The following is a 14,977-nucleotide window of genomic DNA, read 5'->3' as shown; positions in this document are numbered from 1 at the left end:
GGCGGTATCGGTTCGGCCGGACTACGGATGCGGCGTGAGGTCCAGGGAGGTCACGGTCGTCATCCTGGTCACCAGCCAGCGCCCGTTCGCGCGTTTCATGAACAGCCGATAGGACAGGTACTTCAACGCCGGGATGTCTTTGGTCAGCGGGCTCGTCGAGGTGGTGTTGGTGTAGACGATGACGACCGCGTTGGGGCCATCGAGCGATTCGACCGCCGCACCGGTGACCTGAGTCCGGTTGGTGATCTTGGCCTGCTTGTTCGGAGCCACGATAGCGTCGACGAATTTGCGGTACTGGGCCTCGAAGTCACCGCTGAGGTAAGCCGACGCACGATCGGCGAGGCTGTCCATGTTCTCCGGGGTGTAGGTCCACAGCGTCGTGATCGCGTTGGCCGCGGTGCGGGCCACGTTGAGCTTGGTTGCCGCCGTAGCGCGGTCAGTCAGATAGGGCTGCACTGCCGCGCCCGCGAAGGCCGCGGAACCGACGAACACGAGTGCGGCCACCACAACGACGATGCCCATCCATTTGCCGGCCAGCAGTTTGCGACGCTTGCGGGCGCCCTCTTCGGTCGCCGCGGCGGAATCGTCGGTCTCCGCGTCGGCGTCGGCATCGGACTCTTCGGACTCCACCGTGTCGGTCTTTTCGGCGGGTTCCGTTGCGGTGGCGGTGTTTTCGTCGTGTTCAGCGGCGTCGTCGGAGATCGCCTCGGCGGTCAGATCACCTGCAGCAGGCTGCTTATCTTCCACTGATTCCCTTCCCGCGTAGCAGTTGCCGTCCAACGATTGGTGTTCTCGAATACCTGTTTTTGATCCGGCGACTTGGACGTGACCTCGGTCGCCACCATGACGGTGGCGCTGCCGTCGTCGTTCCACCGTTCCACGGCGGCGCCGAGGATGGTGCCGGTCGCGGGCTCCGCACGGGCAACCTGCAACAGGATCTCGTTGGCCTTGTCGTGATACTGCTTGGCGAAATCGCCTGTCGCCTGGGCCATTATCCGCATGACGTAGTCGTTGGCGTGATAGGGGTCAAGCGAGGTGAACTGCGTCATGAACCCCGTCACGTAGTTGAGCACCTCGCGGGTCTTGGAGGCATCGTGCTCGCGGGATTCGTGGGAGATCAGCATCAGGGTGCACAGCGTGATCGCCACGGTCGTCAACACCGCGGCGACCGTGCTCGCCACGGGTAGCTCCCATCGCCGGCGCTGCGTCTGCGGATCCGCCGCGACCAGCAGCGCGCCCTCGCCGGGCTCAAATCTGCGGCGGGGGCTCATTTTCCGTTCCCCGGCGGTTTCGGCTTGGTCAGCACGGCGAGGTTGTCGACCAGCCAATGGCCGCCGGCGTCCTTGACGAAATTCACCCGGACGGTCGCGGTGATGTAGCGCTCCTGGGGCGCCGCGCCACGCCGGCCCTGCATGAACAACAACATCGTCGCCCGATCCGGCGACGCCGATTCGATCGAGCCATCGGTCACCCAGTACTCGTTGATGACGGGGTTTCCCTTTTGGACGATGTCCTGCTGCGCCTTGAGCGGGCCGCGGTAGTTATCGGTCGCCAGCGACTGGGCCCGCTTGAAATCGTCGGATAGTGTCTTCGGGTCGTAGGTCAGCATCTGCGCGACGATCTTCGGCCCCTGTATCGAGATCTCGGCCCGCGTCTGGTCGGTCTGCTGATCGCGAGAGTAGACCACCTCGTAGCTCACGGCCCCGCCCGCCACGCACAGTCCGGTCGCGGTGAGCACCGCGATGATCGTCCACCGCCGGATGATGTCGGGCCGCGGCGGCTGCGAGCCTCGCACATCCGTGCGCAGCAGCATGTCGGCGAACGTACGGCGCTGCGAATCCCACAGCGGCCAAAGCCATCCCACCACCGACACGGTGTCGAGCAGGTGCGCGAGATCGCGCAGCAGCAGGCCCCAGGCGCCGACGACGGAACCGTCACGGTGCCGCACCGCGATTCCACACAGAGCGCGTCCCAGGCTCCAGCCGTAGACGGTCGGCAGCAGCAGCCGGTTGACCAACATCGCCAGGATGGCGATGCCGAGGACACAGACGCTCAGCCACCACCACACGCCCTGCGGCGGCACGGTGAACGACACCAACGCCATGGTGGTCGCGACCGCGGCGGCGGGCAGGACGTCGACGGCAAACGCGCACACGCGAATATGCCACGGCGCCAAGGCATTCTCTGATGACACTTGGGGAGCCGTGGTCTGAGTTTCCTCGACCACCAGCGTCACTTCGTCACCTGGTCGAGCCTGGCGATCCGGTACTGGCCTTCGTCCAGCGCCATTCTCACCCGAAGCCGATAGCCGGTCTCGTTCTGTGACTGATCGGCGACCACCTGGACGCGCATCGCCACGAGCACGTCGATCGAACCGTCTTTGTTGTTGCGCTCGACCGCTCCGCGCACATCCGAGACCTGGACGTGGACGTTCGCGGACTGATAAGCCTGCACGAGCATGCCGGTGTAGACCATGGCCTGTTCACGGAAGGCGTCGGTCCCGCATTCGATGATCTTCTGCTCGCTGGCGATCATCGCGCTGGTGTCGGGCGCCTGCGTGGCCGACACGCACTCGATCGCCGCCTTGAGCGCCGCGGCGTTGTTGCGCGCGATGGCCTGGCTCTCGTGGTGGTACCGCAACGCCAGGTAACCGCCGGTGCCGACGGCACCGGCCAGCAGCACCAGGGCCGCGGCGATGCCGGCCAGCCATCCGCGCCCCAGGGCCGACGGGGGGCGCCGGTGCGCCTCCGCCTCGGTCGCGTCCTCGCCGTCGGTTTCCGGCTGTTCGCCATCATCGGGCGCGGCGTCGCTGGAGGACTCGGGCTGCTCCGAGGCGATCGCTTCCGGGGCTTCCGGCGCGGCTTCGGGCTCGACTGCAGCCGAATCCGGCGCCGTCACCTCAGGCTGCTCGGCTCCGACCTCGGATTCTGGCGAATCCTCGGCCGTCTCCTCGGTGTTTGTCTGCTCGGCTCCGACCTCGGATTCTGGCGAATCCTCGGCCGTCTCCTCGGGGTTTGTCCCGTCGGTGACGTCGTCCGATTCCTTCGGCCGTCTCCGACGTAGACGACTAAGCATCGACATCGGTGGTGGGTTCAGCCGGCGGGTGCCAGCATCTCCTTCCATCCGTCGTCTCCTGTTTTGGTCGAGTTTTCGACGGAGTATTTGACGCCGTCGGGCCCTACCAGTTCACCGCTCTGGGGACTGTATACCGCCGAGGGAGGTCCAAAGGGTGTGTAGACACACGGGTTGGGCTGCTGTCCGTTGCACTGCACGGTACCTTGCCCGGGTCGGGTCAACGGGTCACTGGTCGGCGGTGGCGTCCCCGCGACCCGGTCCGAAGGTGCCGGGTTCATGCCGTTGTTGATCGACGGCGCGGGGATCACCATGCCCGGTCGCACCGACTGATCGCAGCGCGCTCCCGGCGCCGGGCAGGTCAGAATCTGGTTCGGGTCACCGAACCAGGGGTTCGTCCCGGCGGGAACGTAGGGCTTGGGGTCGCGGCACTCACGGGGCGTGGCCGCCCGCTTGCCGGGGATATCGGTACACGGGATGTTGCGCGAGCCACGCACGCTGTTGGCCGGGGTATCCATCGGAATCTTGCAGTAGGTGCCCGACGGCAGCGGCTGCATGCTGGTGTCGGCCGGCGCCCGCCACTCCGGCGCGGGAATGAAGCCGGTCAGACACGGCGGCGGCTGGTTGATCGACAGTGCCAGGTCGAGTGCGGCCTGGTTCGGGAACGGCGCGGCCACCGTCTGCGCGATCGAGGCACCCTGCGGCAGGAACACCAGCACCTGCTCCACCCCGGTGTGGTAGCGCTTGAGCAGGTCGAAGACGACCTCGAGATTCGCCAGCGTCTGCGGCAGCGACTCCCGGACGTCGCTGAACACGTCGTTGACCTGATCGGCGGTCGGCGCCGCTTGCGACAGAATGCTTTTCACGTTCGCGTCGCGCTGCGCGGACTGCGCGGCCAGCGTATTCAGGTTGCGCGCCCAGCGCTCGATCGCGTCATTGGACTTCACCTGGCTGTCCAGCACCGGTCCCGAGTTCACGATGATGTCGTTCACGTTGGTGATGTTGGTCTTGAAGTCGCCGACGATCGCCTGCGTCGAGTCCACCAGGCGCTGCAACGCCGGGCCCAGGCCGCCGACCGACTCCGCCGTCTCGTCGAGCAGCTTGCCGATCTTGTCCTTGGGCAACGCCTCGAGCCCGCGGTTGGCGGTGTCGAGTGCCGGACCGATCTCGGCCGGCACGGTGCCCTTGGAGATGGTTTGCCCTTCGGCAAGGTACTTGCCGGGGCTGCCCGACGAGACGATGTCCAGATACTGCTCACCGACCGCCGACACCGAGTGCACGTTCGCGACCGCGTCGACCGGGATCTTGTACCGGCTGTCGATGCTCATCGTCGCTTCGGCGCCATGGTCGGTCGGCTCGACGTCGGTGACCTTGCCGATCGTGATGCCGCGATAGGTCACGTTGGCCGTGGGGTACAACCCGCCCGACGCCGGCAGCTCCGCCTTCAGCGAGTACCGGCCGATCCCCATCAAACTGGGCACCTGCAGGTAGTAGATGCCGAGCACCAGCAACGAGACGACCGTCAGGACCAGGAACGCCCACAGCTGGCGTCGAATGAACGGGGTCAGCAATTCCGGTCCCCCCTTTCCACCAGCGGACCGCCGGGCGCGTCATTCGGGTTCGGCGTGTAGCGGACGTCGGGGATCATCGTCTCCGGGTCGCGGCCGAACGACTGCTCGAGTGCCCGCAGCGCGCCCGACAACCCGGTTCCGGTGAGGAACGCGTTGTCGACCGAGCTGTAGGTCACGTCCAGCGTCAGCGAGATGTTCACGTAGTCACCGCGGAACATCTTCGGGACGGTGTCGATGTCGAACGGCTGGGTCAGGATCAGCTTCAGCGCACCGATCAGGTAGGGCGAGGAGCGGCCGAGTTCCTTCAGCGGGCATTGCAGCGCCTGCAGATCGGTGTGCAGCGGGCCGCGCGCCGCCGACAGGTACTGATCCGCGGCCCCGCTGAGCCGGCCCACCGAGTCGACGGCGTTGATCAGCAGATTCCTGGTGTCGGCGAAATGCTTGATCAGCGGCGGGATGTCGGTCAGCACTCGGTCGAGAACGTCCGAGCGGCCGCCGACATAGACCAGCAGCCGGTTGGTGGAGTCGATCGCGTGGGTGATGTCATCACGCTGCTGATTGAGCTGGGCGGTGAAGGTGTCCAGCTTGCCGATGAAGGAGCGGATCTGCTCGCCGCGCCCGTGGAAGATGTCGTAGACCTCGTTCTGCAGCACTTCCAGGTTCGGGATGCCGCCACCGCGCAAGATCAACGACAGGCTGGCCAGCGTCTGCTCGGTGGTCGGATACGACGACGAATTCTTCAGCGGAATGGTGTCGCCGTTGCGCAGCAGCTCCGACGACGGGTTCGGCGGCGCGGCCAGCTCGACGTGCTGAGAACCCAGCAGCGAGGTCTGGCCGATCCGCGCGATCGCGTTCTTCGGTAGCTTGACGCTGCTCTTCACGCCCAGCGTCAGCGTCGCCACCCAGTTCTTCAACTCGATCTTCTTGATCGACCCGACGAAGACGTCGGCGACCATCACCTTGCTGTTGCCGTTGATCGCCAAGGTGTCCGGCACCTGCACATAGATGGTGTAGGAGCCGGGGCCGTCGCCGGGACCGCCGGGAATCGCCACGTTTGAGATGCCTCGCCAGCCACACGAGCTCAGCACCATGGCGATCACCAGCAGCACCATGCCCTGCCAGGCCCGGCGCCGGATCAGGCTCGACCCTATCCTCACTGGCCACCCCCGAAGTCAGGGCCGGACGGCGGCCCACCGGCGTTGGGTGCCACCGCGACCACCGGCGCGGGCGTCGGGGCGACGGGACCCGGAATCACGCCCGGTCCCGGCGCCGGCGGCTGGATCGGCGTCGGCGCCCGCAGCCCGATGGGCGGCAGGATCGGGTTCTCGTCGTAGGCGTTCGGCGGGCCCGGCGGCGTCTGATACTGGGATTGAACGGGCTCGATATTGGGACCGCCCATCAGCTCCTCAAGCGATTCCGGCGTCATCAGGCCCGCGGTGATCGGCCCGACCTGCTGGCCTTGCATGCCCGGCGCCACGATCCAGCCTTGCTGGGTGTTGCGGTGCGAGGTCGGCGTATCCGGCACCCAGATACCCGGGACGGTGGTGTCCTTATAACCGTTCGGCGGATGCAGCCGATCTTCGGAATAGGCGACCTGCTTGGGCAACGTCTCGGCGGTGCTGAACAGGTTCAACCCGAACGGCAGGTAGTTGAACTTGATCGCGTCGAGGATCGGCGCCAGATACTGCGCGCACAGTTCGGCGGATTCCTGGTAACCGAGCCGGCTGCCGGCCTGAATCGAGCTGCAGATGAACTGCATCGGGTTCGCGAAGTTCGTGATCGCCGGAATGGCGACCACCGACCCGTGCGACGGGTGATAGATCTGGTTGATGTTGGCCGCAGCCGTCGGCAGCACATGCAGCGCGGTCTCCAGCCCGTTCAGCGGCTCGGGCTGCAGCAGCGTGTTCGTCGCGGTTTCCAGGTTGTTGACGTCGGTGGTCAGCACCTCGCGGTTCTTGTCCAGCCACGGGCGCACGGTGCTCAGCAGGCTGTCGAACTGCTGCAGCGCATTGTTCAAGGCGCCGTCATCGCTGGCCAGCCGGCCGGTGACGTCGGCCAGGTTCTGGTTCAGCGCGACGAACTGCGCGTCGTCGGCGTGCAGCGCGTTGACGAACAGCGCCAGGCTGCGCACCACCGCGAAGAAGTCGCCGCGGCCCTCGTTCAACGCGTTCAGCGCCGACGACAAGCTGTTGAGCGCGGTGTTGATCTGCTTGCTCTTGCCTTCCAAGCCGTCGGCGAACGACGAAATGACCTCACCGAACGGACCCGTGGGCTGCTCCTTCGTCGGACCCAGCTTCGAGATGATGTTGGTGATGCTGTTGCGCAGTTCGTCCCACTCCACCGGCACCTGGGTGCGCTCTTCGGGAATCACGGCGTTGTCGCCCAGCACCGGTCCGCCCTTGTACGGCGGCTCCAGCTGGATCGCACGCGACGCCACCAGGGTGGGGTTAAGGATCACCGCCGAGGCGTTGGCCGGGACCTTGTACTTGTTCTCGTAGTGGAACGTCACCTTCATCTTGTCGCCGACCGGTTCGATGCTGTCGATCGAGCCGACCCGCAGGCCCATGATCTGGACCTTGTCCCCCTTGTAGAGGGCGTTCGCCGCCGGGAAGTAGGCGACGACGGTGTTGTTCGTCAGCTTCTCGAACAGCCGGTAGCCGACATAGCCGACGACCAGGGCGACGACGATGACCAGCGCTCCGATGATCGCCGTCGTCCGGGAGAACTTCGGTAGCCGGACGTTACGGACGTCAAAGATGGTGCTCAATTCTGGCTACCTCCCGTGACACCACTACCGCCCGAACCGCCGGGGTTGATGAATGGCGCCGGCAACTGGTTCCCCGGTCCGGGCGGGGCCGGGGGACCCGGCGGCAGACCCGGAGCGAAGGTCGACGGCGGCGGCGTCGGGCCGGCCGGTCCCAGATTCTCAGTGCGCGCGCCCGGCGGAGCCTGGGTCGGCAATGGCACCGGCGTGCCCGGAACGTTCGGGGGCGGATCACCCGGGCGCCCGGCGATATTGATGCCGGGGGTCGGCGGCAGACCGTCCGGGTTCGGCGGCGACGTCGCAACGTCGACCGGCGCGGGGAAGCCCGGCCCGCCGAAGGGACCGGTGGCCGCACCCGCACACGGCAGCGGATTCCACGGCCGCGGCAGACCCTCGTCGCCGACGGTGATGTTGCCGCCGGGGTTGGCCGGCGTGTAGGAGCACGGCGATCCGGGCGGGATAGCCGGTCCGGGGTGCTCGGGTGTGCCCTCCAGCACCGGCGGTGCCGGCGGCGGCGCGCCGTTGGGGAATCGGGTGCCGTTGGGATCGGGCCAGCGGTATTCCGGCAGACCGGCACTGCGCCAGAAGTTCTCCGGGTCGATGCCGCGCTTCTTGAAGGCGGCGTCCACCCACGGCTGGATGATCTGGTAGAGCGCCAGGTTGTGCAGGACCACCTTGAAGAAGGGGCCCGACGCGATGGCCTCGTTCAGGGACGGCAGGAAGTGGCCGACCTCGGTCAGACCCGCTGCCACGTCGTCTTTGCGCTCGACCAGGATCTTGCTGATCGTGCGCAACTGCTCGAGCACGTGGTTGAGGTTCGGGTTGTCATTGATCAGGCCCTTGACCTGTTCGGAGAATGCGGCGATGTTGCCCAGCAGGGCGTTGATGGCCTGACCGCGCTCGTTGAACGCGGCCAGCAGCGTCTTGGCGTTGACCAGCAGGCGGTCGACCTGCTCACTGCGGTCGCCCAGCACGCTGGCCACCTGGTTGGCCTGGGCGAGCAGGTGCTTGACCTCGGCGTCGCGCTTGCCGACCGTGTCGGAGAACTTCGAGACGCCCTCGAGCGCGGCGCTCAGGTGCGGATAAGTCTGGTCGATGGTCTGCGACAGCACGTGCAGCGATTCTTTGACCGTGTCGATGTTCCAGCCGGAGGCGGCCTTGGTGACGTCGAAGAACGCGTCGTAAATCTGATACGGCGTGGTGCTCTGGCCCAGCGGCAGCGAGGCGCCGGGCTTCAGCTGCTGGTTGCCGCGCGCCTCGATCTCCATGACCTTCTTACCGAGGATGGTGTCGGTGCGGATCGCCAGCCGGCTCTCGGTGCCGATGGTGTTGGTGCCGATCGAGAACTTCATCACGATGTGGTCGCCGTCGATCTTGAGGGCCTCGACCTTGCCGACGTCCATGCCGGCGATGCGCACCTTGTCACCGACGTTGATCCCGCCGGAATCGGTGAACTGCCCGTAGTACGCGGGCCTGGCCATCAGGATCGGCACGCTGGTGAAGCTTTGCCCGACGCCGATCACGAGCAGCGTGACCACGATGCCCATCAGACCGATCCGAAGCCGGTTCGGCGGTTCCAGCGTTCTCATTGCGGCGTGCACCTACCCGTCGGCTGCTGGAAGAGCCGGACCGTGCGGACCGGACCACCGCCCTGCAGACCGTTGATCTTCAGCGTGATGTCGCAGGCGTAGAAGTTCACGAAGTCTCCGTAGGACCCGATGGCGCGCCCGATCATGTTCAGCGCGCTCGGCACCTTCTTGAGGTAGTCCTGCAGTTGGTCTTGCTGGTCGATCAGCGGCTGCTGAAGCCCGTCCAGGTAGTTGATCGACTTGTGCAGCAACGCGCGATCCTCGCCCAGCAGATCGGCCACGGTGCCGGCCGCGTTACTGATGTGCGCGGTCCCGCCGGCCAGCTGATCGCCGTGGTCCTTGAGCCCGGTGATCAGCACCTCGAGGTTGTTGATGGTCTGGTCGAATTGCTGGCGGTGCCGGACCGTCGTGTCCAGCACCACGTTCAGGTTCTTGATCACCTCGCCGATGGCCTGGTCACGCTCGCCGATCGCGTTCGTCAGCTGAGCGGTGTTGTCCAGGATGTCGTTGATCGTGCCGCCCTGACCCTGGAACACCGTGACGAGCGCGCTCGCGATCGTGTTGACCTTCTCCGGATCCAGCGCCCGGAACAGCGGCTTGAAGCCACCGATCAGCGCGTCGAGGTCCAGGGCCGGCGCGGTGCGCGACAGCGGGATGAAGCCACCCGGCGGCAGCACCTTGTCCGCGCCTTCACCGTCGCCGCGCTTGAGCTCCAGGTACCGGTTACCGATCAGGTCCAGGTAGCGGATCTGCGCCGTCGTCGACTGATACAGCGGAACCGAACGGTCCACGTTGAACTTCACCCGCACGCGCTTGCCGCTGTCGATCAGCTGCACCGAGTCGACCTTGCCGATCTCCACCCCGGAGGCGCGGACGAACTGGCCTTGCCGCAGCCCGCTGATGTTGCTGAACTCCGCGGTGTAGGCATTGGTGCGGTCGAACCGCATCTGGCCGAACACCACAACGATCATCACAGTGAAGAGCAGCAGCACCAGCGAGAAGATGCTGAGTCGGACGAGCGTACCGGTGATTTTCATGGGTTGATCGTGTTATCCCCTACCTGACGGCCCCACACGTATTCGATGGCGTAGGGCGAACCGGTGTCGAGATGGTTGTAGGGCGCGATGCTGTTGCCGGAGTCCATCACCAACTCGGGAGCGGGCCACAGGTCATGCGTGATGTGCTGCCAGCAACCCGGCGCACCGCCCGGGCCACCGCGGGCGTTCACCCGCGGCAGGTTCTCGGGATAGATGTAGGGGTTCGGCGCCCCACCGACCACCCCGGCCAGGCCGCCGACCAGGCTGGCGATCGTGGCCACCGCGGAGACGGGGTTGGCGAGCAGACCGAGCCCGGACAGCGCCTCGGTGTGGGCGTTCAGCGAGTACCCGTTGCCGGCCAGGAACGAGGCGGCCTTGGGCTCGATGTCGTGGTAGTTGCGCAGGGTGCAGAAGATCGCCGGACTGTAGGTGTCCAGCAGCTGGGCGGTGGGCACCAGGTCGGCGGCGCCGCGCGCCAGGTATGGGCCGCCCTTCTCGAAGATCTCGGCGCCGGTGTTGCCGAACCCGGCGGCCGACAACAACGCCCGGTCCAGATCCTTCTGCTGCGCATTGATCGTGCGCGACGTGACGACCGCGTTGTTGAGGAAGTCGAACAGGTCCGGCGAGGCGTTGGCGTAGGTGTCGCCCAGACCGGCCAGCTGCTGGATGTCGTGGCGGATCTGCGGCATCTGCGGGTTGACGTCGTCGAGGACCGCGTTGCCGTTGACGACCGACTGTCCGAACTTGTCGCCGAGGCCGGCCAGCGACTGCGCGGCCGCGCTCAGCGTCAGGTTCAGCTTGACCGGATCCACCTTCTCCGCGATCGAGGTGACGGTCTGGAACAACGTGTTGATCTCCGTCGTCACCGACCGCGCGTCGATCGTCGACGACGGGCCGAGTCGTTGCGGCGACGGGTTCTGCGGCGTCGTCAGCGACACGTACTTGCCGCCGAACACCGTGGTGGCCTTGATGTCGGCGTTCACGTTGGCCGGGATCAGCTTCAGGTACCGCGGATAGACGTCCAGGGTGAACTTGGCCGCCGGCTTGCCGTCGCGGACGATCTCGGAGATGGTGGCCACCCGACCGATCTCGACGCCGTTGTAGGTCACCTTCGAACCCGGATCCATCACCAGACCCGCCCGCGATGCCAGCATCGTCAGCTTGGTCTTGGGGGTGAAGTCGCCGCGGAACTGCCCGTAGATCAACACGAAGATCAGCGCGCCGATGACCAACAGGCCGATCCCCGCCAATTTGTAGGGCGGAGTCCGCGAAGCGTTCGTCTTTCCGGGTCGGGTCATGGCGGCTACACCGTTAAGGCGAAGTTCGGGTTGACGCCGTACAGCGCCAACGCGGCGGACAACACCACAACCTGCACCGAGACCAGAGAGAACCGCATCGAGCGGCCAACCGCCTCACCGACGCCGACGGGCCCGCCGCCGGCGTTGTAGCCGTAGAAGCAGTGCGTGATCATCACGACCGCGGTGATGATGATGGCCTCCAGGAACGACCAGAACACGTCGTCGGGGCGCAGGAACGTCCGGAAGTAGTGGTCGTAGGTTCCGTTGGACTGCCCATACAGCACCGTCGTGGTGATCTGCGGCGACAGGAAGCACATGATCATCGCCAGCGCGTAGATCGGGATGATCACCACCAGCCCGGCCATGAACCGGGTGGTGGCCAGGAACGAGATCGACTTGATGCCCATGACTTCCAGGGCGTCGATCTCCTCGCTGATCCGCATGGCGCCGAGTTCGGCGGTGGCGCCCGCGCCGACGGTCGCGGCCATCGCGATGCCGGTGACGACCGGGGCGGCGATGCGCACGTTGATCAGTGCGGCGAAGAAGCCGGTGAACGCCTCGACGCCGATGTTGCCCAGCGACGCGAAACCCTGGATGGCGACCAGCGAACTACCGGACAGCGTGACGAAGCCGACGATGGCGACCGTGCCACCGACGACGGCCATGGCCCCGGTACCCATGCCGATCTGAGCGATCAGCCGCAGCGTTTCCTTGCGGTAGTTGCGCAGCGCATGCGGCACGTGCGCGATGCAGATCATCCCGAACCAGGCCATCCGGCCGACGTCGTCGAGCCCGCGGCCGGCGGCACCGCCGTAGCGGTTCAGGTTTTCAGCTGCCCGCGGGAACCGGGCACGCAGTACGGCGACGTTCGTCATATCTGGCCCCCTCTCAATGTCCCGTTCCGAATCGCACGCCGATCGTGGTCAGCACCACGTTCACCGCGTATAGCGCGACGACGCAGAGCACCACGGTTTCGTTGACGGCAGTCCCCAGGCCCTTCGAACCGCCGCGCACAGTCAGGCCGCGATAGCAGCCGACCAGGCCGGCGATCAGGCCGAAGATCGCCGCCTTGAGGGTCGCGATGACGACCTCGGGCAGCCCGGTGATCGTGGTCAGGGTGGCCAGGTAGGCACCACCGGAGACGTTCTGCAGATACACCCCGAACAGGTAGCCGCCCACCAGGCCGACGGTGATGACCAGGCCGTTGAGCAGCGTGGCGACCAGGGTCGCGGCGATCACCCGGGGCACCACCAGCCGGTGGATCGGGTCGATGCCGAGCACCTCCATCGCGTCGATTTCCTCGCGGATGGTGCGCGCGCCCAGATCCGCGCAGATCGCGGTCGATCCGGCCCCCGCAACCACCAGCACCGTGGTCAGCGGACCAAGCTGGGTCACCGCGCCGATCGCCGCGCCGGCGCCGGACAGGTCGGCGGCACCGAACTGGGCCAGCAGCACGTTGAGCGTGAAGATCAGCAGCACGGTCAGCGGGATGGAGACGAAGACGGTCGGCAGGAACGCGACCCGCATGATGAACCAGCACTGCAGGACGAACTCGCGCCACTGGAAGGGCCGGCGGAACAACGCCCGGCCGGTCAGCACGCACATCCGGAAGAACCCGCCGATCAGTGTCAGCGGCGTCTCCAGCTGATCGCGCAGATAGCCGACGAGGTAGGGGCCCCGCCCGCCCGCAGACGTCGAAGTCACCACTGCCCCCTCATGCCGCCGCCACCCGCCCCACGGCGCGGCGAATCGTCTCGCACGCCGCCACCTTGCCCCGGACCCACATGTGTGATCACCGACTCCCTACTGGCAAGTAGTAACGGAGACCACAGGAATGTACCCGATGGCCAAGCAGGTGTGAACCGCATCCGCACAATTAACCCTTCGTCAACAACGGGCAAACGTTACAGTTTCTGTCAGCTTTCCTCTCATGACGTGAAATCCCTTGAAGTAGCCTCATTTTGAGTTGTGCCGACGGTGCCGTAGCGAACCCGTAGCTCAGTCTTGAGGACCTTGCCGGCCGGATTGCGGGGCAACGCGTCGACGATCTCGAGTGCCTTGGGGTGCTTGTAACGGGCGAGGCGCTCGGTGAGAAATTCGTCCAGATCCCCGAGGGTGAGGCGCTCGACGGTGATCGCCGCGACCGCGATCGGTACCTCGCCCCATTTCTCGTGGGCCCGGCCGATGACCGCGACCTCGACGATGCCGGGGTGGCCGGCCAGCACGTTCTCCACTTCAGCGCAGTAGACGTTCTCGCCGCCGGAGATGATCATGTCCTTCTTGCGATCGACCACCCAAACGTAGCCCTCCTCGTCCATCCGGACGAGGTCGCCGGAGTGGAACCAACCGCCCGCGAACGCCTCCGCGGTGGCCTCCGGGTTGTTCCAGTAGCCGCTCATCAATGTCGGTGCGCGGTAGACGATTTCGCCGACCGCACCGACCGGCACATCGTTCATGTTCTCGTCGACGACGCGAGCGGCGACCGTCGGGATCACCTTGCCGACCGACCCGCGCTTACGGATCGCGTCCTCGCCGAGCAGCATGCAGGTGACCGGAGACATCTCCGTCTGGCCGAACGCGGCGAGGATCTGGGTGCCGGGGAACGTGGCCGACATCTCCCGCAGCAGCGCGTCCGGTGCGGGGGCGGCTCCCCACGACATGATCCGCAGCTTCAGGTCGCGGGGGCGGGCCTGCTGCTCGGCGCAGACGGCCTGCCATTGCGCGGGAACAAGGAAGATGCCGGTGACCTTCTCGGCGGCGAGCACGTCGAGCAGCTGGCCCGGGTCGAACGCCCCGAGGGGATAGATGACCGTGGGCAGACCGAGTAGCAGCCCGCCGAGCAGGTTGCCGACGCCGGCGATGTGGAACAGCGGGACCCCGATGAAACCGACATCGTTGTTGATGTCGGCGCCGTTGGTGTAGAGCCCGGTCATCGTTTGCCCGGTCAGGTTGGTGTGGGTGAGCACGGCGCCCTTGGGGCGGCCGGTGGTGCCCGAGGTGTACATGATCAGGGCCGGCGAGTCGTTCGGGACGTCCACCGGCTCGGGCGCGTCGCCGGGCTCGTCGATCAGGTCTTCGTAGCCGAGCACGTTGTCGTCCGTCGAGCCACCGGCCACGATCACGGTGGCGAGCAGCGGCGCAATGTCGCGCACGCCGGTGGCCACCGGAGCCAGCACCGCTTCGGTGACCATCACCCGCGCCTCGCAGTCCTCGACCAGGAACGCGATCTCGGAGGGGGTGAGCCGGAAGTTCAGCGGAACCGCGATGCCGCCGAGCATGCTGGTGGCCAGCATCGCCTCGACGAACTCCGGGCGGTTGAGCATCAGGATCATCACCCGGTCCCCGGCGCCGACCCCGCGGCGGCGCAGCGCTGCGGCCAGCGCGGTGACGCGTCGCTGCAGGTCAGCCCAGGTTAGCGTGCGCCCGCTGAAGCGCAGCGCGACGGCCTGCGGCTGCATTAGGGCGTGGCGCTCCAGCTGGTTGACCCAGTTCTGCCGGCGGGCCAGATACGGCTGCGCGGTCGGGTGTGACGGCTGCGACGCTTGTGCCTCGTGGCTAGCAAGTTGCGCGGTCAACTAATACCTTCCCTTCACTCGCGCACCGCTTGCGACAGGTTGATATTTGATAAAACATAGTGTTGTGTGGG

At 66.3% G+C, this 14,977-nt stretch carries 13 protein-coding genes; all 13 read right to left on the bottom strand.

What is annotated here, in order from left to right:
• Positions 1-21: 21 nt before the first annotated feature.
• The 13 genes from AC5Y5O_RS07060 to fadD5 all read right to left on the bottom strand — a co-directional run bounded on the left by AC5Y5O_RS07060 (position 22) and on the right by fadD5 (position 14,906).
• Positions 22-747, bottom strand: coding sequence for a mammalian cell entry protein (locus AC5Y5O_RS07060; protein WP_096283829.1), 726 nt, complete (start codon positions 745-747; stop codon positions 22-24).
• Positions 714-1,271: an Rv1363c family protein gene (locus AC5Y5O_RS07055; protein ID WP_165796274.1), complete on the bottom strand. Its 558-nt coding sequence runs from the start codon at positions 1,269-1,271 to the stop codon at positions 714-716. The genes AC5Y5O_RS07060 and AC5Y5O_RS07055 overlap by 34 nt, the downstream gene beginning before the upstream one ends.
• The gene (locus tag AC5Y5O_RS07050) at positions 1,268-2,236 is read right to left on the bottom strand and encodes an RDD family protein (RefSeq protein ID WP_096283827.1); all 969 of its coding nucleotides are present in this window, start codon (positions 2,234-2,236) and stop codon (positions 1,268-1,270) included. The genes AC5Y5O_RS07055 and AC5Y5O_RS07050 overlap by 4 nt, the downstream gene beginning before the upstream one ends.
• Entirely contained in the window at positions 2,233-3,123 is an 891-nt protein-coding gene (locus tag AC5Y5O_RS07045; protein WP_500024377.1) for an Rv1363c family protein, read from the bottom strand. The genes AC5Y5O_RS07050 and AC5Y5O_RS07045 overlap by 4 nt, the downstream gene beginning before the upstream one ends.
• Positions 3,093-4,643 carry a virulence factor Mce family protein gene (locus AC5Y5O_RS07040; protein ID WP_096283823.1) on the bottom strand — a complete coding sequence of 517 codons (1,551 nt, stop codon included), beginning with the start codon at positions 4,641-4,643 and terminating at the stop codon, positions 3,093-3,095. Before AC5Y5O_RS07040 ends, AC5Y5O_RS07045 begins: the two co-directional genes overlap by 31 nt.
• Positions 4,637-5,755: a virulence factor Mce family protein gene (locus tag AC5Y5O_RS07035; RefSeq protein WP_096283821.1), complete on the bottom strand. Its 1,119-nt coding sequence runs from the start codon at positions 5,753-5,755 to the stop codon at positions 4,637-4,639. Before AC5Y5O_RS07035 ends, AC5Y5O_RS07040 begins: the two co-directional genes overlap by 7 nt.
• Positions 5,756-5,796: 41 nt before the next feature.
• The gene (locus tag AC5Y5O_RS07030) at positions 5,797-7,410 is read right to left on the bottom strand and encodes a virulence factor Mce family protein (protein ID WP_096283819.1); all 1,614 of its coding nucleotides are present in this window, start codon (positions 7,408-7,410) and stop codon (positions 5,797-5,799) included.
• Positions 7,407-8,996, bottom strand: a complete 1,590-nt coding sequence (locus tag AC5Y5O_RS07025; RefSeq protein ID WP_096283817.1) for a virulence factor Mce family protein — start codon at positions 8,994-8,996, stop codon at positions 7,407-7,409. The genes AC5Y5O_RS07030 and AC5Y5O_RS07025 overlap by 4 nt, the downstream gene beginning before the upstream one ends.
• Positions 8,993-10,033 (bottom strand): virulence factor Mce family protein, encoded by a 1,041-nt coding sequence (locus AC5Y5O_RS07020; protein WP_096283815.1) that lies wholly within the window; start codon positions 10,031-10,033, stop codon positions 8,993-8,995. The genes AC5Y5O_RS07025 and AC5Y5O_RS07020 overlap by 4 nt, the downstream gene beginning before the upstream one ends.
• Entirely contained in the window at positions 10,030-11,331 is a 1,302-nt protein-coding gene (locus AC5Y5O_RS07015) for an MCE family protein (protein WP_096283813.1), read from the bottom strand. Before AC5Y5O_RS07015 ends, AC5Y5O_RS07020 begins: the two co-directional genes overlap by 4 nt.
• 5 nt (positions 11,332-11,336) lie before the next feature.
• Complete coding sequence (locus AC5Y5O_RS07010; RefSeq protein ID WP_096283811.1) at positions 11,337-12,206, bottom strand: MlaE family ABC transporter permease; 870 nt, start codon at positions 12,204-12,206, stop codon at positions 11,337-11,339.
• 13 nt (positions 12,207-12,219) lie between these two features.
• Positions 12,220-13,038, bottom strand: a complete 819-nt coding sequence (locus AC5Y5O_RS07005) for an MlaE family ABC transporter permease (protein ID WP_500024375.1) — start codon at positions 13,036-13,038, stop codon at positions 12,220-12,222.
• 221 nt (positions 13,039-13,259) lie between these two features.
• On the bottom strand, positions 13,260-14,906 hold the full coding sequence (fadD5, locus tag AC5Y5O_RS07000; RefSeq protein WP_500024373.1) for a fatty-acid--CoA ligase FadD5: 1,647 nt from the start codon (positions 14,904-14,906) through the stop codon (positions 13,260-13,262).
• Positions 14,907-14,977: the final 71 nt, after the last annotated feature.

This window comes from Mycobacterium sp. NGS40 (assembly GCF_059812735.1).
This window is presented reverse-complemented; position numbering and strand designations above follow the sequence as displayed.

Excerpts from the sequence above, each read along its gene's own strand:
- AC5Y5O_RS07035 (WP_096283821.1), bottom strand. The coding sequence starts at position 5,755 with ATGGTGCTGCTGGTGATCGCCATGGTGCTGAGCTCGTGTGGCTGGCGA.
- AC5Y5O_RS07010 (WP_096283811.1), bottom strand. The coding sequence starts at position 12,206 with ATGACGAACGTCGCCGTACTGCGTGCCCGGTTCCCGCGGGCAGCTGAA.
- AC5Y5O_RS07025 (WP_096283817.1), bottom strand. The coding sequence starts at position 8,996 with ATGAGAACGCTGGAACCGCCGAACCGGCTTCGGATCGGTCTGATGGGC.
- AC5Y5O_RS07020 (WP_096283815.1), bottom strand. The coding sequence starts at position 10,033 with ATGAAAATCACCGGTACGCTCGTCCGACTCAGCATCTTCTCGCTGGTG.
- AC5Y5O_RS07045 (WP_500024377.1), bottom strand. The coding sequence starts at position 3,123 with ATGGAAGGAGATGCTGGCACCCGCCGGCTGAACCCACCACCGATGTCG.
- AC5Y5O_RS07055 (WP_165796274.1), bottom strand. The coding sequence starts at position 1,271 with ATGAGCCCCCGCCGCAGATTTGAGCCCGGCGAGGGCGCGCTGCTGGTC.
- AC5Y5O_RS07015 (WP_096283813.1), bottom strand. The coding sequence starts at position 11,331 with ATGACCCGACCCGGAAAGACGAACGCTTCGCGGACTCCGCCCTACAAA.